Source organism: Streptomyces sp. NPDC092369 (genome assembly GCF_044755245.1).
GTDB lineage: Bacteria > Actinomycetota > Actinomycetes > Streptomycetales > Streptomycetaceae > Streptomyces.
Genome location: NZ_JBIVQP010000001.1, coordinates 1,845,619 through 1,863,794, shown reverse-complemented (window position 1 = coordinate 1,863,794; position 18,176 = coordinate 1,845,619). Strand labels below are relative to the sequence as shown.

19 protein-coding genes are annotated in these 18,176 nt (G+C 72.1%); 10 read left to right on the top strand and 9 right to left on the bottom strand.

From position 1 onward, the window contains the following. Window positions 1-107: 107 nt before the first annotated feature. Window positions 108-1,352: a molybdopterin-dependent oxidoreductase gene (locus ACIQI8_RS08145; protein WP_402346076.1), complete on the top strand. Its 1,245-nt coding sequence runs from the start codon at window positions 108-110 to the stop codon at window positions 1,350-1,352. A gap of 52 nt (window positions 1,353-1,404) precedes the next feature. After that, window positions 1,405-1,929 (top strand): hypothetical protein, encoded by a 525-nt coding sequence (locus ACIQI8_RS08140; protein WP_402346075.1) that lies wholly within the window; start codon window positions 1,405-1,407, stop codon window positions 1,927-1,929. On the opposite strand, the gene ACIQI8_RS08135 is transcribed toward ACIQI8_RS08140, so the two are convergent. Genes ACIQI8_RS08135 through ACIQI8_RS08125 form a run of 3 tightly spaced genes read right to left on the bottom strand, consistent with a single transcriptional unit; the run spans window position 1,863 to window position 3,909 of the window. After that, window positions 1,863-2,567 (bottom strand): class I SAM-dependent methyltransferase, encoded by a 705-nt coding sequence (locus tag ACIQI8_RS08135; protein WP_402346073.1) that lies wholly within the window; start codon window positions 2,565-2,567, stop codon window positions 1,863-1,865. The genes ACIQI8_RS08140 and ACIQI8_RS08135 overlap by 67 nt on opposite strands. Before the next feature lie 5 nt (window positions 2,568-2,572). After that, window positions 2,573-3,190 (bottom strand): DUF2064 domain-containing protein, encoded by a 618-nt coding sequence (locus ACIQI8_RS08130; RefSeq protein WP_402346072.1) that lies wholly within the window; start codon window positions 3,188-3,190, stop codon window positions 2,573-2,575. Beyond that, window positions 3,187-3,909 (bottom strand): glycosyltransferase family 2 protein, encoded by a 723-nt coding sequence (locus ACIQI8_RS08125; RefSeq protein ID WP_402346070.1) that lies wholly within the window; start codon window positions 3,907-3,909, stop codon window positions 3,187-3,189. The genes ACIQI8_RS08130 and ACIQI8_RS08125 overlap by 4 nt, the downstream gene beginning before the upstream one ends. 111 nt (window positions 3,910-4,020) lie before the next feature. On the opposite strand from ACIQI8_RS08125, the gene ACIQI8_RS08120 reads away from it, so the two are divergent. Together ACIQI8_RS08120 and ACIQI8_RS08115 are read left to right on the top strand one after the other, a co-directional pair. Then, window positions 4,021-4,770 (top strand): response regulator transcription factor, encoded by a 750-nt coding sequence (locus ACIQI8_RS08120; protein ID WP_402346068.1) that lies wholly within the window; start codon window positions 4,021-4,023, stop codon window positions 4,768-4,770. 3 nt (window positions 4,771-4,773) lie between these two features. Further along, a complete protein-coding gene (locus tag ACIQI8_RS08115; protein WP_402346066.1) occupies window positions 4,774-5,892 on the top strand; it encodes a sensor histidine kinase in 1,119 nt (372 codons plus the stop codon). 33 nt (window positions 5,893-5,925) lie between these two features. On the opposite strand, the gene ACIQI8_RS08110 is transcribed toward ACIQI8_RS08115, so the two are convergent. The 3 genes from ACIQI8_RS08110 to ACIQI8_RS08100 are packed head-to-tail and all read right to left on the bottom strand — an operon-like array spanning window position 5,926 to window position 9,117. Beyond that, a complete protein-coding gene (locus ACIQI8_RS08110) occupies window positions 5,926-6,918 on the bottom strand; it encodes an NAD-dependent epimerase/dehydratase family protein (protein ID WP_402346064.1) in 993 nt (330 codons plus the stop codon). Window positions 6,919-6,970: 52 nt separating this feature from the next. Then, complete coding sequence (locus ACIQI8_RS08105; RefSeq protein ID WP_402346062.1) at window positions 6,971-8,431, bottom strand: sensor histidine kinase; 1,461 nt, start codon at window positions 8,429-8,431, stop codon at window positions 6,971-6,973. Then, on the bottom strand, window positions 8,428-9,117 hold the full coding sequence (locus ACIQI8_RS08100) for a response regulator transcription factor (protein ID WP_185146008.1): 690 nt from the start codon (window positions 9,115-9,117) through the stop codon (window positions 8,428-8,430). The genes ACIQI8_RS08105 and ACIQI8_RS08100 overlap by 4 nt, the downstream gene beginning before the upstream one ends. A gap of 153 nt (window positions 9,118-9,270) precedes the next feature. Between ACIQI8_RS08100 and ACIQI8_RS08095 the strand changes: the two genes are divergently transcribed. Genes ACIQI8_RS08095 through ACIQI8_RS08085 form a run of 3 tightly spaced genes read left to right on the top strand, consistent with a single transcriptional unit; the run spans window position 9,271 to window position 12,117 of the window. Next, window positions 9,271-10,608: a ferric reductase-like transmembrane domain-containing protein gene (locus tag ACIQI8_RS08095; protein ID WP_402346059.1), complete on the top strand. Its 1,338-nt coding sequence runs from the start codon at window positions 9,271-9,273 to the stop codon at window positions 10,606-10,608. Window positions 10,609-10,628: 20 nt separating this feature from the next. Next, window positions 10,629-11,360, top strand: coding sequence for an FMN-binding protein (locus tag ACIQI8_RS08090; protein WP_402346058.1), 732 nt, complete (start codon window positions 10,629-10,631; stop codon window positions 11,358-11,360). Between the two features lies 1 nt (window position 11,361). Then, on the top strand, window positions 11,362-12,117 hold the full coding sequence (locus ACIQI8_RS08085; protein WP_402346056.1) for an FAD:protein FMN transferase: 756 nt from the start codon (window positions 11,362-11,364) through the stop codon (window positions 12,115-12,117). Between the two features lie 63 nt (window positions 12,118-12,180). Here the strand turns inward: ACIQI8_RS08085 and ACIQI8_RS08080 are convergent, their stop codons facing one another. After that, window positions 12,181-14,268, bottom strand: coding sequence for an ArnT family glycosyltransferase (locus ACIQI8_RS08080; protein ID WP_402346054.1), 2,088 nt, complete (start codon window positions 14,266-14,268; stop codon window positions 12,181-12,183). Between the two features lie 279 nt (window positions 14,269-14,547). On the opposite strand from ACIQI8_RS08080, the gene ACIQI8_RS08075 reads away from it, so the two are divergent. Genes ACIQI8_RS08075 through ACIQI8_RS08065 form a run of 3 tightly spaced genes read left to right on the top strand, consistent with a single transcriptional unit; the run spans window position 14,548 to window position 17,056 of the window. Continuing rightward, window positions 14,548-15,678 carry an ABC transporter ATP-binding protein gene (locus ACIQI8_RS08075; protein ID WP_402346052.1) on the top strand — a complete coding sequence of 377 codons (1,131 nt, stop codon included), beginning with the start codon at window positions 14,548-14,550 and terminating at the stop codon, window positions 15,676-15,678. Next, on the top strand, window positions 15,675-16,391 hold the full coding sequence (locus tag ACIQI8_RS08070) for an ABC transporter permease (RefSeq protein WP_402346050.1): 717 nt from the start codon (window positions 15,675-15,677) through the stop codon (window positions 16,389-16,391). Before ACIQI8_RS08075 ends, ACIQI8_RS08070 begins: the two co-directional genes overlap by 4 nt. After that, window positions 16,388-17,056 carry an ABC transporter permease gene (locus ACIQI8_RS08065; protein ID WP_402346048.1) on the top strand — a complete coding sequence of 223 codons (669 nt, stop codon included), beginning with the start codon at window positions 16,388-16,390 and terminating at the stop codon, window positions 17,054-17,056. The genes ACIQI8_RS08070 and ACIQI8_RS08065 overlap by 4 nt, the downstream gene beginning before the upstream one ends. Before the next feature lie 60 nt (window positions 17,057-17,116). Here ACIQI8_RS08065 and ACIQI8_RS08060 read toward each other — a convergent pair whose 3' ends face one another. Then, entirely contained in the window at window positions 17,117-17,719 is a 603-nt protein-coding gene (locus tag ACIQI8_RS08060) for a GTP-binding protein (protein ID WP_402346046.1), read from the bottom strand. Further along, window positions 17,706-18,149, bottom strand: a complete 444-nt coding sequence (locus tag ACIQI8_RS08055) for a DUF742 domain-containing protein (protein ID WP_402346044.1) — start codon at window positions 18,147-18,149, stop codon at window positions 17,706-17,708. Before ACIQI8_RS08055 ends, ACIQI8_RS08060 begins: the two co-directional genes overlap by 14 nt. Window positions 18,150-18,176: the final 27 nt, after the last annotated feature.

Here is an 18,176-nt window from a genome sequence, read left to right as displayed (position 1 = left end):
ACGCTAGGCCGCCGCGGCCCGTCCGAGGCGCTGACGTGGGCGGACGTCAGACTTTCGTCATGATTCGCAGACCCTCTCAAGGGTGGTCGCGGACCTACCGTCGGGGCATGCCACGCTCTCCCTTCTCGCCCGCGTTCTGGCGCAGCCCGTTGCGCGGACCCCGGTTCACCTCGCTGCTCGGCCTCGTCCTGCTCGGCGGGATCACGGTGCTGTTCGTGACGGGACTGCTGTCGTACGCCGCCTACAACCCGGACCTGTCGCCGGTGAACGACAAGACCCCGGGCAAGGGGCTGCTCGGCTTCTACCTGTTCGCCTGGCCGACCGACCCGCACTGGCTGTACCGGCTCACCCAAGGTGTCCACGTCACCCTCGGGATCACGCTGATCCCCGTCCTGCTGGCCAAGCTGTGGTCGGTCGTGCCCAAGCTGTTCACGCTGCCACCGGCCCGCTCCCTGGCCCATGCCCTGGAACGCCTCTCGCTGTTGCTCCTCGTCGGCGGCGGCCTGTTCGAGTTCGTCACCGGCGTCCTGAACGTCCAGCTCGACTACATCTTCCCCGGCTCCTTCTACACCCTGCACTTCTACGGAGCCTGGGTGTTCTTCGCCGCGTTCGTCGCGCACGCCGTGCTGAAGACGCCGGTGGCCCTGCGGAATCTGCGCGAACTGCGCCGGCCGGGCGGACCGGGCGAACTACGGGGCGACGGCAACGAGTTGACCTCCCCGAACCCCGGTCCCACCACCGTGTCCCGCCGCGGAGCGGTCGCGTTCGTCGGGGGCGGCTCGCTGCTGCTGTTCGCTACGACGGTGGGGCGGAGCTTCGACGGGCTGCGGTGGAGCGCGATCCTCGCCCCGCACGGTGGCGCCGAACCCGGGAACGGACCCGGCGCCTTCCAGATCAACAAGACGGCCGCGTACGCCGGGATCAGCGCGGCCGAGAGGAGCGAGGAGGCCTGGCGGCTGGTCGTGACGGGGCGTGGTGGCACCGTCCGGCTCAGCCGGGCCGAGTTGCTCCGGCATCCCCTGCACAGCGCCGCGCTGCCCATCGCCTGCGTCGAGGGCTGGGCGACCTCCGACCAACTGTGGCGCGGGGTACGGCTGCGGGACCTCGCCGCCCTGGTCGGGCACGACGAGCCGACCGACGTCTTCGTCGAGTCGCTGCAGATGCACGGTTCGTTCCGCCGGGCGGCCCTGCGCGCCAACCAGGTGGCCGACCCGCGCTCCCTGCTCGCCCTCTTCGTCAACGGAGCGGAACTGACCCCCGACCACGGTCACCCGGCGCGGATCATCGTGCCCGCGGCGCCCGGAGTGCTCAACACCAAGTGGGTGGGCCGGTTGACCTTCGGAGACCTGTGATGCCGACGACTTGCCGGCGACCCGCGACGCGACCGACCTCAGGAGTTCTGTGATGCGCCCCCGGTTCCAGTTCGGCACCCCCTTCCGCCCCCGACTGCGGCCAGGCAGCCCCTTGCGCTTGCGCCTCCCGCTCGGCAGCCCCTTCCAACTCCTGCTGCTGGCCTGCTCGTTCGCGCTCGCCGCCTACGCGGTGGTGCGACTCCTCGACCGCGACTGGTTCGACGTCGCGCTGTGGATCGTCGGTGCGGCCCTGCTCCACGACCTGGTCCTGCTGCCGCTGTACGCGGCGGCGGACCGCGCGCTCGTGCGGGTGGCGGGCCGGCACCGGAGCGCGGTGATGTACGTCCGGGTGCCCGCCGCCCTGTCCGGGCTCCTTCTGCTGGTGTGGTTCCCGCTCATCGGCGGCGAGGTGGCGGGGCGTTACACCGCCGCCACCGGCCTGTCCGCCGACGGCTTCGCGACCCGCTGGCTGCTGCTGACGGCGGCGCTGTTCGGCGGCTCGGCCCTGCTCTACGTCCTGCGCTGCACCGTGCGGCTGCGCAGGGCGACGAAGGAGCGGCCGTCGGCCGACCACTGATCGACGGCACGCCAGCCCGCGCGGTCCCCGAGCCGCAGCAGGGCCGGCGTGCCGAGCCGTGCCCACGGGAAGGCGGTGCCGACCGTTCCGCGGGCGTCGGTGACGCGTACGTGGATCTGCTCGTCGACGTCCAGTCCCGCCACCGTCTCGACGATCAACAGGCCGCCGGGGGCGAGAAGTCGGGCGGTGCGGTCGAGCAGGGCGCGCGGGTCGCCGCCGATGCCGACGTTCCCGTCGATCAGCAGCGCGGTGCCCCAGCGGCCCTCAGCGGGCAGTGGTTCGAAGACCGACCGGTGCAGGGCCTGGCCGCCGAGGGCGACCGTGCGGGCCACGGCCGCCTCGCTCACGTCGATGCCGAGCACCCGCCGGCCCCGTCCGGCCAAAGCCGCCACCAGCCGCCCCGGCCCGCAGCCGACGTCCAGCACCGCGCCCTCGCACCGCCGCAGCACCTCCAGGTCGGCCGCGTCGGCGTCAGCGCACCACCGCTCGACCTCCAACGGCAGCAACCAGCCATCGGCCCGCCGCAGGAAGAGCGGGCCCCGACCGCTGCGCAGGGCGTCGGAGTACGGATCCGCGGACCAGGGCCGCCCCTCGACCGAGCCGCCCTGCCGGACGCTCCGCTCGGCCACCTTCGCCACCCCGCTCACCTGACCCCCGCCCCGCTCAACTCGGTCCATCGCGCGGCGAATCGACTCCCGGCCGCCGCTCCCGCCACGACCTCCGCGTCGTACGCGGTGTCCACATCGCGCAGGCACGGCAGCTCCCGTACCCGCAGGCCCGCCAGCCGGGCCCGTTGGGCGGCGCCGGTGTGCGGGGTCGACATGGGGACGCCGAGGAGGAGGGCGGGGTCGGGGGCGGCCAGGCCCAGGGACCAGAAGCCGCCGTCCTCGGCCGGTCCGAAGTACGCGTCGCAGTCGGCGAAGTCGACGGTGAGGAGGTCCGGGGTGATCTGGGGAGTGTCCATGCCGACGAGGAGGGCCGGGCCGGTGCAGCCGGCGAAGGCCGCGGCGAGCCGGACGTCGAGGCCGCCTTCGCACTGCGGTACCACCTCGAAGCCGGGCGGCAGCCAGGGGCCGGGCGCGCCGTCGAGGACCAGGACCCGGCGGTCGGCCGGGGTGCGCGCCACGGTGTCGAGGGTGTCCGCCAGCGCCGCCTCGGCGAGGGACGCGGCCTCCTCCGGGGTGAACGGCGGGGTCAGTCGCGTCTTGACCCGGCCGGGGCGGGGTTCCTTGGCGATGACGAGGAGCGTGGTCGTGGTCATCGCAGGGCTCCCTCGTCGGCGGGACGCTCGGCCAGTACGCGGTTCATGTCCCGTACCGCCTGCCAGGTGCCGCGCCAGGTCCCGGTCACCTTCGAGGCGCCCAGGCGCGGGCGGTAGGGGACGTCGTACTCGGCGACCCGCCAGCCCGACTCGGCGGCGCGCACGACCATCTGGAGCGGGTAGCCGCTGCGGCGGTCGGTGAGGCCGAGGGCGAGGAGGGGTTCGCGGCGGGCCGCGCGCAGAGGACCCAGGTCGTGCAGGCGCAACCCGGTGCGGCGGCGCAGGAGTTGGGCCAGAGCGAGGTTGCCTGCCCGGGCGTGCGGCGGCCAGCTGCCGCGGCCCTGCGGTCGGCGCCGGCCCAGGACCAGATCGGCCTCACCGGATCGGATCCGGTCCACGAAGGGCACCAGGTCGGCCGGGTCGAGGGACGCGTCGCAGTCGCAGAAGCAGACGATGTCCGCCGTGGCGGCCAGCAGGCCCGCGTGGCAGGCGGCGCCGAAACCGCGCCGCTCCTCACGCACGACGGTCGCGCCGAGCGCGCGGGCGAGGTCGGCCGAACCGTCCGTGGAGCCGTTGTCCACGACGAGGGCGCGCCAGCCGGCCGGCACCCGCGCCAGGACGTCGGGCAGCGCCTCGGCCTCGTCGAGACACGGGAGCACGACGTCGACGCCGGAAGGCGCCGTGGCCGGGAAGGGAGAAGGGGAGGGGGTGGTCGTCACGGACTCACCCTACGAATGGGAAACGGGCATTTTGGACTTCGGATCCTTACGAAACACGGACGTCAGAGGCCTGCGGCGGCATCGGCGTGTGCCGGGTGCGAGGCTGGCGGCATGGAGCAGCAGCAGCCGTACGCACCGGACGGGGCGAGGGTCCTCGTCGTGGACGACGATCCCACCGTCGCCGAGGTCGTCTCCGGATACCTCGACCGGGCCGGATACGTGGTCGACCGGGCCGGCGACGGCCCCGACGCGCTGGCCAGGGCCGCCGCGCACTGGCCGGATCTCGTCGTCCTCGATCTGATGCTGCCCGGCATGGACGGCCTGGAGGTGTGCCGGCGGATGCGGGGGCAGGGGCCCGTGCCGGTCATCATGCTCACCGCGCGCGGCGACGAGGACGACCGCATCCTCGGTCTGGAGGTCGGCGCCGACGACTACGTCACCAAGCCCTTCAGCCCCCGCGAACTGGTGCTGCGCGTCGAGTCCGTCCTGCGCCGCGCCCGGCCCGTGTCGGCGCCGCGCGGCCCGTTGCGCGCGGCCGGTCTCTCACTCGACCCGGCGGCCCGTCGCGCCGACAAGGACGGCGCCGAACTCGCCCTCACCATCCGGGAGTTCGACCTCCTCGCCTTCTTCCTGCGGCATCCCGGGCGCGTCTACAGCCGGGAGGACCTGATGCGGGAGGTGTGGGGGTGGGACTTCGGCGACCTGTCGACCGTGACGGTCCACGTCCGGCGCCTGCGCGGCAAGGTCGAGGACGATCCGGCCCGGCCGCGCCTGATCCAGACGGTGTGGGGCGTCGGCTATCGGTTCGACGCGTCGGGGCAGGATGCCGCAGGGCCCGACGCCGCCGGACAGGAGGCCTGAGCCATGCGTGACACCGTCCTCATAGCTCTCTTCGCCTTCCTCGGCGCCGCCGCGGCCGGTCTCCTCGGGGCCGGCGTACTCCTGCTGATCCGGCGGCGCTCGGTCGTCGCGCACCTCGCCGTGGTGGCCGCCGTCGCCGTCACCGCGATGCTCGCGGGCACGCTGGCCGTCGCGCAGGCGATGTTCCTCTCCAGCCATGACCTGAGCGTCGTCACGACGGTCGTCGCCATGGCCACCGTGGTCTCCCTGGCCACCGCGCTGCTGCTCGGCCGCTGGGTCGTCGGCCGCAGCAAGGCCCTCGCGCTCGCCGCCCGCTCCTTCGGCGACGGCGGCGACTTCACCACCCCCGAGGGCCCGGCGACCGCCGAACTCGCCGCCCTCAGCAGGGAGTTGGAGAGCACCAGCGCCCGCCTCGCCGAGTCCCGGGAACGCGAACGCGCCCTGGAGTCCTCCCGGCGCGAACTCGTCGCCTGGATCTCCCACGACCTGCGCACCCCGCTGGCCGGGCTGCGCGCGATGTCCGAGGCCCTGGAGGACGGCGTCGCCGCCGACCCCGACCGCTACCTGCGCCAGATCCGTACCGAGGTCGAGCGCCTCAACGACATGGTCGGCGACCTCTTCGAACTCTCCCGTATCCACGCGGGGGCGCTGGCGCTGAGCCCCAGTCGGATCTCCCTGTTCGACCTCGTCGGGGACGCCCTCGCCGGGGCCGACGCACTGGCCAGCGAGCACGGTGTACGGCTGATCGGGGACCGGGTCGAGCCCGTGCCGGTGGAGGTGGACGGCAAGGAGATGAGTCGCGTGCTGGGCAATCTGCTCATCAACGCGATCCGGCGCACCCCGGCCGACGGCACGGTCGCGGTGGCCGCCGAACGCTCCCCGGAAGGTGTGGTGTTGTCCGTCACGGACGGCTGCGGAGGCATCCCGGAGGAGGACCTCCCCCGCGTCTTCGACACCGGATGGCGCGGCACTCACGCCCGAACTCCCCCTGCGGGGGCGGGCCTTGGCCTCGCCATCGTGCGGGGCATCGTGGAAGCCCACCAAGGCCGGGCCACCGTACGGAACATTCCCGGGGGATGCCGCTTCGAGGTGACACTGCCGGTTCCCGTGCCGGAGGGGTGAGCCGCCCACCTCGTCCCACCCCCTGTACTCCCTTCACTCCGCCGCCGCGAACTCCCGCATCCCCTCCTCGAACCCCACCCCCGCCTTCCACCCCAACTCCGTCCGCAGCCGCGTCGAGTCGGCCGCGATGTGCCGTACGTCGCCGAGCCGGTACTCCCCGGTGACCACCGGCTCCGGGCCGCCGTGCGCGGCGGCCAGCGCGCGGGCCATCTCGCCGACCGTGTGCGGCTCGCCGCTGCCGGTGTTGTAGACCGTCAGCGCACCTTCGGCCGAACTCGCCTCCAGCGCGGCCACGTTGGCCGCCGCCACATCCCGTACGTGCACGAAGTCCCGCAGCTGGCGCCCGTCCTCGAAGACGCGCGGCGCCTCGCCGCGGGCCAGCGACGAGCGGAAGAAGGAGGCGACGCCCGCGTACGGGGTGTCGCGGGGCATGCCGGGTCCGTACACGTTGTGATAGCGCAGCGACACCGCCGAGGCACCGGGGGTGGCACGGGCCCACGCCGCCGCCAGGTGCTCCTGGGTCAGCTTGGTCGTCGCGTACACGTTCCGCGGGTCGACCGGGGCGTCCTCCGCGACCAGTCCGCGCGAGAGGTCCGCCCCGCAGGTGGGACAGGGCGGTTCGAAGCGGCCGGCGTCGAGGTCGGCGACCGCACGCGGGCCGGGCCGGACGACCCCGTGCGCGGAGCAGACGTACCGCCCCTCGCCGTACACGACCATCGACCCGGCGAGCACGAGGCGCCGTACGCCCGACTCGGCCATCGCGGTGAGCAGCACGGCGGTGCCGAGGTCGTTGCGGGAGACGTACTGTGCGGCGTCCGCGAAACCGGTGCCGAGGCCGACCATCGCCGCCTGGTGGCAGACCGCGTCGACGCCTGACAGGGCGCGGCGGACGGCGTCCGGGTCCCGTACGTCGTGGGCGGGGTCGGCGCGGTCGTCGTACACGACGGGCTCGTGCCCGTGTGCCTGAAGTGCCCGCACGACATGGGACCCGATGAACCCGGCACCGCCGGTGACCAGTACACGCATGCGTCCACGCTAGGGCGCCGACCCGGCTCGGCGAGGGCTCACGCCCCGTACGTCACGGGTCCGTAAGACCTGCCGTGCCGCCGAGCGGGAGCCGGACGGTGAACACCGTTCCGCCCGGCCCGCCGCCCAGCTCGATCGTCCCGCCGTGCGCCCGGATCAGCGCGTTCGCGACCGACAGGCCCAGGCCGCTGCCGCCCCGGTCGCGGCTGCGGGCTTTGTCCACGCGGTAGAAGCGGTCGAAGACGCGTTCCCGGTCGGCGGCCGGGATGCCGGGGCCCGCGTCCGTGACCCGGACCACCGCGCCGGAGCCTTCGGCCGCGACCGAGATCGAGACGGGTGTGCCGACGGGTGTGTGGACGGCCGCGTTGGTGAGGAGGTTGTCCAGGACCTGGCGGACGCGTTGCGGGTCCAGGCGCAGCCGGAGCGACTCGGGACCCTTCTCGACCGTCAGCGGATGGTCGGAGTGGCTCGCGCGGAACGCGTCCGACGCCTCCTCGACCAGTTCCACCAGGTCCGCGTCCCGCATCCGCAGCGGGGCCTCGACCTCCGCCGCGTCGAGGCGGGCGAGCAGCAGCAGGTCGTCCAGGAGCACGCCCATGCGGGCGGCCTCGGCACGCAGCCGGGCCAGGTGCTTGTCGCGTTCCTCGGGGGCGTTGGCGGCGGCGTACTGGAAGAGGTCCGCGTAGCCCCGTACCGACATGAGAGGGGTGCGCAGCTCGTGGGAGGCGTCGGCGACGAAGCGGCGCAGGCGCTGTTCCGCCTCCGCGCGGACCGCGAGGGAGTCGTCGATGTGCTCCAGCATCGTGTTGAAGGCCGTACGCAGCTCCTCGACCTCCGGGCCGCCGCCCCGCTCGTCCGCGCGCAGCGGCAGCCGCGCCGCCGACTCGGTCAGGTCGTGCGAGGCGATGCCGTGCGCGGTGTGCGCCATGTCGCTCAGCGGCTGCAGACCGCGCCGCAGCAGCCGGCGGCCGAACACCACCAGGGCCAGCAGCGCGGCCCCGAAGGCGACCACCTGGATGACGACCAGCTGCTGGACGGTGTCGTAGATGTTGTCCATCGGCGCCCCACTGACCAGCACCACCCCGGGCTGCACCTCGCAGGCGCGCAGCCGGTACTCGCCCTCGCCCGTGATGTTCCGGGTGCGCAGCAGTTCCGACTTGGCGGAGGCCTGCGCCTTGGCCAGGGCGGTCAGGTCCTTTATGTCCGCGGGCAGGTCCGAGCTGTCCTCGGGCTTGCGCAGCACCGGGTCGCCGTCCTTGACGTCGTACACCGCGTAGTACCAGCGGTAGTACTTCTTGCCCTCCAGGGTGCCCTTCGCCGCGATGTTCTTGGACTGGGCGGTCTGCGCGAGGCCGAGCTGGTCGTCGAGCTGGGCCGACAGATAGTCCCGCATGTACATCGTCAGGCTCGTGCCGACGACGGCGAACGCCACCAGGGCCAGCGCCCCGAGCCCGAGCGCGAGGCGGGTACCGAGCCGCAGCCTCCCGTACGTCCGGCGCAGCCGCCCGATCACTCCGCGACCTGCCGGACCACGTACCCGAACCCCCGCACGGTGTGGATCAGCGGCTCACCGGTGTCGTCGAGCTTGCGGCGCAGCCGGCTGACGACCAGCTCGACGACGTTCGAGCGGCCCCCGAAGCCGTACTCCCACACATGGTCGAGGATCTGCGCCTTGGTCATCACGGTCGGCGACTTGCGCATCAGGAAGCGCAGCACCTCGTACTCGGTCGGGGTGAGCGTGAGCAGCTTGTCGCCCCGCCGCACCTCGCGGGTGTCCTCGTCCATCGTCAGGTCGGCGACCTGGAGGACCGAGCGCTGGAACCCGGGCCCGGCGCTGCGCCGCAGCACGGTCCGCAGCCGGGCCATCAGCTCCTCCACCGCGAACGGCTTGACCAGGTAGTCGTCACCGCCCCGGGTCAGCCCGGCCACCCGGTCGGCGACCGCGTCCCGCGCGGTCAGGAACACCACCGGCACCATCGTCCCCGAGCCGCGCAGCCGGTCGAGCACGCCGAAGCCGTCCAGGTCCGGCAGCATCAGGTCGAGCACCACGATGTCCGGATGGAACTCGGCGGCCCGCCGCAACGCCTCCTCACCGGAGTTCGCGGTGACCGCCTCCCAGCCCTCGTAGCGGGCGACCGTCGCGACGAGGTCGGCGATCGGCGGGTCGTCGTCCACGACGAGGAGTCGTACTTTTTCCACCCGCACATAGTGCGCCACTCAGGCCTGAATGCCACGGCCGGTGTCCTCGGGCGACCGTATCGATAAGTACTTGAAAGTTGTCCGACAGTAAAACGACAGCTCCCGCCAGCCAAGCTTCGGGTATCCAGGTCCCGATCTAGGAGCTGCCGTCCCGTGACGACCGTCCAATCGCCCCCCGCGCCCCCCACGGCGATACGGCCCAGGGTGGTGGCGCGCACGAGCCTGTACGCCGTGCTGGCCGCGAACGTGGCCGTGGTCGCCTACTTCTTCGCCCAAGCAGGCTTCGCCTCCAACGCGCTGATCGTGATCGGCCGGATCGCCGGCCTCTACGGCGCCCTCCTCATGGCCTTCCAGCTGGTCCTCGTGGCCCGGCTGCCCTGGCTCGACCGCCGCATCGGCATGGACCGGCTGACGTCCTGGCACCGCTGGACCGGCTTCGGCATCCTGTGGACGCTGCTGGCGCACGTCGTCTTCATCACCTTCGGCTACGCGGACGGCACCGGCGTCGGCCCGATCAGCGAGATCATCGACCTGGCCCGGACGACCGAGGGCGTCTTCCGCGCGGTCGTCGCCTTCGGCATCATCCTCGTGGTCGGCGCGGTCTCCGCCCGCTACGCCCGCCGCCGCCTCGCCTACGAGACCTGGCACTTCATCCACCTCTACACCTACGTCGCCGTGGTGCTCGCCTTCACCCACCAGGTCGCGGTCGGTACGACGTTCACGTCCTCGTCCGCCGCGACCACGTACTGGTACGGGGTCTGGGGCGTCGCCCTCGGCTCGGTGGTCCTGGGCCGCGTGGTCCTGCCGCTGTGGCGCAACGCCCGCCACCAGTTCCGCGTCGCGGCGGTCGTGCCCGAGTCCCCCAACGTCGTCTCGATCACCATCACCGGCAAGGACCTCGACAAACTGCCCGCGCAGGCCGGCCAGTTCTTCCTGTGGCGCTTCCTGACCCGGGACCGCTGGTGGCAGGCCAACCCCTTCTCCCTCTCCGCCGCCCCCGACGGCCGCAGCCTGCGCCTCACCGCCAAGGCGGCCGGCGAGGGCAGCGCCGCCCTGCGCCACCTGAAGGTCGGCACGCGCGTCTTCGCCGAGGGCCCCTACGGCGCCTTCACCACCCTGCACCGCACCAAGGCGGAGTCCCTGCTCATCGCCGGCGGCGTCGGCGTCACCCCGATCCGGGCCCTGCTGGAAGACCTGGAGGGCCACGCCGTCGTCCTGTACCGCGTCGCCTCCGACCGCGACGCCGTCCTCTACGACGAACTGCGCGACCTCGCCCTCGCCAAGGGCGCCGAACTCCACCTGGTCACCGGACCGCCCGTACCCGACAAGCTGGCGCCGCGCGAACTGGCCCGGCTGGTCCCGGACATCGGCGACCGGGACGTCTTCCTGTGCGGACCGCCCCCGATGATGAACGCGGTGCTGCGCAGCCTCGGCGACCTGGGCGTGCCCAAGCAGCAGATCCACTTCGAGCGCTTCAGCCTGGCCGGTTGAGAGAGACTGAGAGAGCCATCGTGAAGCGAGCCATACCCGTCGTCGTCCTGAGCATCGCCGGTCTCGTCCCGGTCTGGCGCTACGAGCCGTCCCTCGGCACGACGACCACCGAAGCGAGCGAGCCCGCCTCGACCCCGTCCGCCTCTTCGGGCACCTCGTCCTCCGGCGCGGTCGTCAAGGGCACGCTGGTGAACACCGAGAAGGGTCCCGTCCAGGTCCAGGTGGCCTTCGACGGCGACAAGATCACCGCCGTGAAGATGCTTCAGCAGCCGAACCATCCGCAGACCACGGCCGCCGTGCCGGTGCTGGTCTCGGAGACGCTGGAGGCACAGAGCGCGGACATCGACACGGTGTCCGGGGCGACGATCACCAGCGGCGCCTACAAGGAGTCCCTCCAGGCCGCGATCGACGCGCAGGACGAGGCGGTGTCGGCGTCCCCGTCGGCGTCCGACTCCCCGTCGGCCTCGCCCTCTTCGTCCCCTGCGTCCGTCTCGCAGACCCTCTCCGGTTCGACCGTGAAAACGGACAAGGGTCCCGTGCAGGTCCAGGTGACCCTTGAGGGCGACAAGATCACCGCCGTGAAGATGCTCCAGCAGCCGAACCACCCGCAGACCACGGCCGCCGTACCGCAGTTGATCTCGCAGACGCTGGAGAAGCAGAGCGCGGACATCGACACGGTGTCCGGCGCGACGATCACCAGCGACGGCTACAAGGAGTCCCTCCAGGCCGCCCTCGACGCGAAGGCGGGCTGAGATGCGCCGAGTCGACCATGTCATGGGCTTCCCGGTGTCGCTCCGCATCGATGAAGAGGCCGACGGGGAGGGCGAGTTCGAGGCCGCAGCCGATGCCCTCTTCGCCTGGCTGCGCGAAGTCGACGCCCGCTTCAGCCCGTTCAGGGCGGACAGTGAGGTGTCCCGTTACGACCGCGGTGAGGTGGAGCGCCACGAACTCAGCGCCGACCTCGACGAGATCCTCGCCCTGTGCGAGCACTACCGCCTCGCCACGGGAGGCGCCTTCGACGTCCGGCTGCCCGGCCGCGCCCTCGACCCCTGCGCGGTCGTCAAGGGCTGGTCCGTGCAGCGGGCGGCGGAGCTGCTGACGTCCGCCGGCGCCCGGAGGTTCTGCCTCAACGCCGGGGGAGACGTGGTCGCGTCCGGCGGGCCCTGGCGGGTGGGGGTACGGCACCCCGAGCACGCCGACCGGCTGTGCACCGTCCTGGAGCTGACCGACGGCGCGGTCGCCACCTCCGCCCGCTACGAGCGCGGCGACCACATCATCGACGGCCGCACGGGGCGTCCCGCGACCGGTCTGCTCAGCCTGACCGTCGTCGCCGGCACCCTCACGGAGGCCGACTCGGTCGCCACGGCGGCCTTCGCGATGGGCACGGAAGGCATCGACTGGGCGGCCTCGCTGGACGGTTGCGAGGTGTTCGCGGTCACCGCCGACCGGGGGGTGCTGCGCACGCCCGGCTTCCCGAGCGTCGCGAAGGAGCGCGCCGCGGCGGCCTAGCAGGCGTACGAGCAAGGGCGGGCCGCCGGGTTCTCAACCGGCGGCCCGCCCTTGGCCGTTGTGTCAGCCGACGTCGGAGGCGTCCAGGCGGTACAGCCCGCTGTAGTCGCTCACCGCCGTGCCGTGCTCCTTGACCCAGGTGGAGATCTCGGAGTTGGTGCCCTGTCCGCCGTCACTGCTGACGACGATGTAGTGCAACGTGCCCGACTTCACCAGGCTCTTGAGCTTGGCCAGGGTCATCGCGTTGTCGGAACCGGACCAGCCGCCCATGGAGATCACGGGCTGGCCGGACTCCAGGATGATCGAGGACGCGGTCTGGTCGGTGGCCACGGCCACCAGCCAAGTGGCGCCGTCCTGATGCTTCTTGAGGTACGTGATCTCCGCGGAGGAGACCTGCGAACCACCTCCCATGCCGCCGCCGGTCGCGTCCTCCGTGCCCGAAGTGCTGCCGGACTCCGCCTCGGACGACGAGCCGCCGCTAGAAGACCCGCTTCCCGACGGAGGCGTCCCCGTCGACTGGCCGCCCGAGCCGCTCTTCGCGCTCGAACCGCTGCCGCCGGGACCGCCGTTGCCGCTGGGCCGCTGGCCGCCGCCATTGCCACCGCCGCCGCCCATCCCGCCACCTGTGCTCGGACCGGCCGTCGGGTTGGTGCCGTTGGTGCTGGAGGTCGCCGCCGACACCGAGTACGCGGCGGGCCCGGCGAGCAGCGCCACGATCGCCGCCAGTGCCGCGATCCCCATGAGCCGCCGGCGCTTCGTGAACCGCCCGACCAGCAGGCCGGTCACCGCGGCCGCACCGGCGACCCCGGCCACGACCTCCGCGACCGTGTACAGCGTCCCGGAGCCGGAGACCCGCTGGAGCAGGACGATCGCCCAGACCGAACTCGCCGCGATCGCTGCGGGCAGCACCCAGGCCCACTTCGCCGCCGAGCCTTCCTTGAAGGCGCGGTACAGCATGACCCCGCCGGCGCCGGCCAGTGCCGCGATGCCGGGCGCCATGGCGGTGACGTAGTAGGGGTGGAACGTGCCCTCGGCGAGGGCGAAGGTCAGGTAGTGCAGGACGAACCAGCCACCCCACAGCAGCAGGGCCGCCCGCTTGGCGTCCGTGCGGGGCGCGCGGCCGCGCAGCACCAGGCCGCCGATGAGGGCGATCGCCGCGAAGGGGATCAGCCAGGAGATCTGGCCGCCCATGATGCTGTTGAACAGCCGGTGGAGCCCCGACTCGCCGCCGAAGCTCGCGCCGTTGCCCTGCGAGCCGACCGACGAACTCGCCCCGAAGATACGGCCGAAGCCGTTGTAGCCGATGACCAGGTCCCAGACGGTGTTGTCGGTCGAGCCGCCGATGTAGGGGCGGGAGGAGGCGGGGATCAGGTCGACGACCACCATCCACCAGGCGCTGGAGGCGATCAACGCCACTGTGCCGACGGCGAGGTTGCGGATGCGGCGGCCCAGGGAGATGCGCGTGGCCCACAGATGGACGAGGAAGAACGCGGGCAGGACGACGTACGCCTGCATCATCTTCGTGTTGAACGCGAAGCCGATCGCGACCCCGGACCACACCAGCGGCATCAGCCTGCCGGTGCGGACGGCCTTCATCAGGGCGGCCGCGCCCAGCAGCATCAGGAAGACGAGGATCGGGTCGGGGTTGGTGTCACGGTTGATGGCGACCGTGATCGGGGTGAGGGTGAGCACGAGCGCGGAGATCGTGCCCGCCACGACGCCGAAGTCACGCTTGACCATGCGGTACAGGAGGGCGACCGAGCCCGTGCCGACCGCGACCATCGGCAGCATCAACTGCCAGGTGCCGTAGCCGAACACGCGGGCCGACAGGCCCATCACCCACAGCGCGAACGGCGGTTTGTCGACTGTGATGAAGCTGCCGGAGTCCAGCGCGCCGAAGAAGAACGCCTTCCAGCTTTTGGTGCCGGAGTAGACGGCCGCGTCGTAGAAGGTGTTGCCGGTGATCGAGGAGAGGTTCCACGCGTACAGCGCCGTGGCCAGGATCAGGATCGCCCACAGGGCGGGGCGGGCCCAGCGCGGGTCCTCGGGAGCGCCGAGGAACAGCCTGCGGACACGGGTGGCCGGCGGAGTGGTGGCCCGGTGGCGGCTCCGGTCTGCCGGAGGCGCGGGCGGCGGGGCGAGGGTCGTCATGCCGGTGACCATCCGGCCCGCTTCTGGGGGATCCCTGAGCGACCCCTGAGCGGAGCGTGAGAATCAGGGAACTCACAGGCAGGACACAGTGCGGTGACGGCGGGCTCCAGGAATCCGGCCCCGCGGCGAGGGCGCCGACCCTTTTCGTAACGGGCGGATGAATCTCGTCCGCTCCAGGCGATACGCCGAAACCCGGACGGTTTAGACTCTCCCGGCAACGGCCTGTGACCGTTGGCCAAAGCGGGCATTTTCTGCCAGTCCCGAAGGGTATTCGGCGTTTTGATACGGATAGATTCAGTCACCAAGCGGTACCCGGACGGCACGGTGGCGGTCGATCGCCTCTCCTTGGAGATACCCGACCGCTCGATCACCGTCCTCGTCGGACCTTCGGGCTGCGGCAAGACCACGACCCTGCGCATGATCAACCGGATGATCGAGCCGACCGAGGGCACCATCCTCATCGACGGCAAAGACGTCATGAAACAGCCGGTCAACACCCTGCGCCGGTCGATGGGCTACGTGATCCAGAACGCGGGGCTCTTCCAGCACCGCACGATCATCGACAACATAGCGACCGTGCCCCGGCTGCTCGGCTGGAGCAAGGACAAGGCCCGGGAGCGGGCCCGCGAGCTGATGGGCCGGGTCGGCCTCGACGCCTCGCTCGCCAAGCGCTACCCCTACCAGCTCTCCGGCGGCCAGCAGCAGCGCGTAGGCGTGGCCAGGGCGCTCGCCGCGGATCCGCCGGTGCTCCTCATGGACGAGCCCTTCTCGGCCGTCGACCCCGTGGTCCGCAAGGGTCTGCAGGACGAACTCCTGCGCATCCAGGAGGAGTTGGGCAAGACCATCGTCTTCGTCACGCACGACATCGACGAGGCCGTCAAGATCGGCACGATGGTCGCCGTGATGCGCACCGGTGGAAAGCTCGCCCAGTTCGCACCGCCCGCCGAGCTGCTGTCCAGCCCCGCCGACCCGTTCGTCGAGGACTTCCTCGGCGCGGACCGCGGCATCCGCCGGCTCTCCTTCTTCTCCTCCGCCGGCCTGGACCTGCTGACCACGCCGATCGTGGCCGTCGACGCCACCGCCGAGCAGATCGCCGCCCGCACCACCCCGGAGGCGCCCTACCTCCTGGTCACCGACCTGGACGGCAAGCCGCTCGGCTGGAGCGAGCCGGGCGCGCTGGCCGCGGGCCGGATCGACCCCGCGCGCCTGGTGTCGCACGGCCGGCCCTTCGTGCACGGCAAGGAGTCGCTGCGCGCCGCCCTCGACGGCGCGGTGCTCTCGCCGACCGGCTGGGCCGTCGCGGTCGACACCGAGGGCCGGGCGGCCGGCGTCGTCTCGCAGCAGACCATCGGCGAGGCCATCCGCGCCGCCCACGCCGAGGGCCGCGCCGACGCCAAGGTCGCCGGATGAACGGCTTCTTCGACATACCCAGCGACCTCCAGAACACCTACTGGGGCCTGGTCGGACTGCATCTGCGCGAGGCCCTGATCCCGGTCCTGGCCGGCCTGCTCGTGGCGCTGCCGATCGCCCAGCTGTGTGTGCGGCTGCGCTGGCTGTACCCGCCGGTGCTGTGGATCACGACCGTGCTCTACGCGATCCCCTCGCTCGCCTTCTTCGTCGTCCTGATCGACTACACCGGCCAGACCGAGACCACGGTGATGATCCCGCTGGCCGTCTACAGCCTGGTCGTGTTCGTGCCGGCGATCGTCGACGGCGTCCGCTCGGTGCCGCAGGAGACCCTCGACGCGGCCACCGCCATGGGCCTGGGACCGATCCGCCGCTACGTCCAGGTACAGCTGCCGATCGCCGCGCCCGCGATCATCGCGGGCCTGCGGGTGGCGACCGTGTCGAGCATCTCGCTGGTCAGCGTCGGCATGCTGATCGGCAACCAGGGCGGCCTCGGCAACCTGCTCAACGACGGCATGATCTACCACCAGCCGCGCCTGATCTGGCTGTCCGTCATCGGCACCGCCGTGCTCGCGATCCTCGCGGACGCCCTCCTGGTCGTCATCCGGCTGGTCATCACGCCCTGGATGCCGCGCGGCGGCCGCAGGACACGCCCCGTCGACGAACCGGCCCGGCCCGAACCGGCCGTGCCCGCCCTGGAGGACGCGGTCCGGTGAACGTACTGCACTACGTCAGCGACTTCTTCAGCAACAGCGCCCACTGGCACGGCTACGACGGCATCCCCACCCGGCTGCGCGAGCACATCCAGTACTCGCTGACCGCCCTCGCCATCGCCGCCGCCATCGGCCTGCCCATCGGCCTGCTCACCGGCCACACCGGGCGCGGCGGCAACTCCCTGGCGCTCATCGCCACCGCCGCCCGCGCCCTGCCCAGCTTCGGTCTGCTGGTGCTGATGTTCGTGCTGCTCGGCCTCGGACATCTGCCCGTGATGATCCCGCTGGTCGTCCTCGCCGTCCCGCCGATCCTGGTGACGACGTACGAGGCGATGCGGTCCGTCGACCCCTCCCCGGTGGACGCTGCGCGCGGCATGGGCATGGCGGAGCCGCGGATCCTGTTCCAGGTCGAACTCCCCGTCGCGCTCCCGCTGATCCTCAGCGGACTGCGCTCGGCGGCCATCCAGATCGTCTCGACGGCCACCATCGCCGCCTACGTCAGCCTGGGCGGCCTCGGCCGCTACATCGTCGACGGCCTCTACCAGCGCAACTACGAGAAGGTCGTCGGCGGCGCCACCCTGGTGGCGATCCTCGCCCTGATCACGCTCGGACTGTTCTGGGCGATCAACCGCTTCACGGTCTCCGCGGGCGTACGCCGCGGCGCCTGACGGCACACGAAGCGGGCCTGGAGCGGACGTACCGTCCGCTCCAGGCCCGCTCTCGTGCTGCTACGCCTGCGAACGCGCCAGCGCCAGTTCCAGTACGACGAGCAGGGCGTCGCGGACCGAGCCGCGCTCACGGGCGTCGAAGACCACCACCGGGACGGGATCGGCGACGTCGAGGGCCCAGCGGACCTCCTCCAGCGTGTGCTCGATCTTCCCGTCGAAGGCGTTGACCGCGACCGCGAACGGGATCTGCCGGTGCTCGAAGTAGTCGACGGCCGCGTAGCAGTCGTCGAGGCGGCGGGTGTCGACGATGACGAGTCCGCCGACCGCGCCCTCCACGATGTCGTCCCACATGAACCCGAACCGCTCCTGCCCGGGCGTGCCGAACAGGTACAGCTTCAGGGTCGGGTCGATGGTGAGACAGCCGAAGTCCATGGCGACCGTGGTGGTGGTCTTGCGCGGGGTGTGGCTGAGGTCGTCCACCCCCGCGGCGACCTCGGTGATGGCGGCCTCGGTGGTCAGCGGCTCGATCTCGGAGATCGCGCCGACGGCGGTGGTCTTGCCCACGCCGAAACCGCCGGCGATCACCATCTTCACCGGGAGCGGCGGACGTACGGCGGCCACCGGAGCGGCCGTGCCGCGCGTGGCCGGTTCAGTCGGTGTCACGGACTGCCCCTCGGGAGTCGGGTATGGCGCGCAGGGCGTCGATGACCCTGCGCAGGACGGTGGCGTCATGGGTGACGCCGGAGTCGGGAACGTGCACCGCCAGCTGCCCGGCGGCACGCAGGTCCTCGGCGAGGACCCGGACGACGTTGAGGTGCAGCCGCAGCCGGGCCGCCAGTTCCGCGATGGACTGGGGCACCCGGCAGGCGGCGACGATGTCGTGCTGCTCGAAGGAGAGCGAGTCGAGCACCGCGAGCCCCTCGGCGGTGGCCACCACCTGGGTCTCCACGGGCACCGGACGGCCGACCGCCGCGGTGGGCGCCACCCGCCCCGCGGTGACCAGGAACGGCCGTACGGCGGAGGCGGGGCCGACCGGGGCCGGCCCCGGTCGCTGCGTACCGTCCTCGCCGGCCGGTGCACGGCCGTCCGTCATCAGCTGTCGTCCTCCTCTTCGGACCGG

Excerpts from the sequence above, each read along its gene's own strand:
- ACIQI8_RS08145 (WP_402346076.1), top strand. The coding sequence starts at position 108 with ATGCCACGCTCTCCCTTCTCGCCCGCGTTCTGGCGCAGCCCGTTGCGC.
- ACIQI8_RS08140 (WP_402346075.1), top strand. The coding sequence starts at position 1,405 with ATGCGCCCCCGGTTCCAGTTCGGCACCCCCTTCCGCCCCCGACTGCGG.
- ACIQI8_RS08130 (WP_402346072.1), bottom strand. The coding sequence starts at position 3,190 with ATGACCACGACCACGCTCCTCGTCATCGCCAAGGAACCCCGCCCCGGC.
- ACIQI8_RS08120 (WP_402346068.1), top strand. The coding sequence starts at position 4,021 with ATGGAGCAGCAGCAGCCGTACGCACCGGACGGGGCGAGGGTCCTCGTC.
- ACIQI8_RS08115 (WP_402346066.1), top strand. The coding sequence starts at position 4,774 with ATGCGTGACACCGTCCTCATAGCTCTCTTCGCCTTCCTCGGCGCCGCC.
- ACIQI8_RS08110 (WP_402346064.1), bottom strand. The coding sequence starts at position 6,918 with ATGCGTGTACTGGTCACCGGCGGTGCCGGGTTCATCGGGTCCCATGTC.
- ACIQI8_RS08085 (WP_402346056.1), top strand. The coding sequence starts at position 11,362 with ATGCGCCGAGTCGACCATGTCATGGGCTTCCCGGTGTCGCTCCGCATC.
- ACIQI8_RS08080 (WP_402346054.1), bottom strand. The coding sequence starts at position 14,268 with ATGACGACCCTCGCCCCGCCGCCCGCGCCTCCGGCAGACCGGAGCCGC.
- ACIQI8_RS08070 (WP_402346050.1), top strand. The coding sequence starts at position 15,675 with ATGAACGGCTTCTTCGACATACCCAGCGACCTCCAGAACACCTACTGG.
- ACIQI8_RS08055 (WP_402346044.1), bottom strand. The coding sequence starts at position 18,149 with ATGACGGACGGCCGTGCACCGGCCGGCGAGGACGGTACGCAGCGACCG.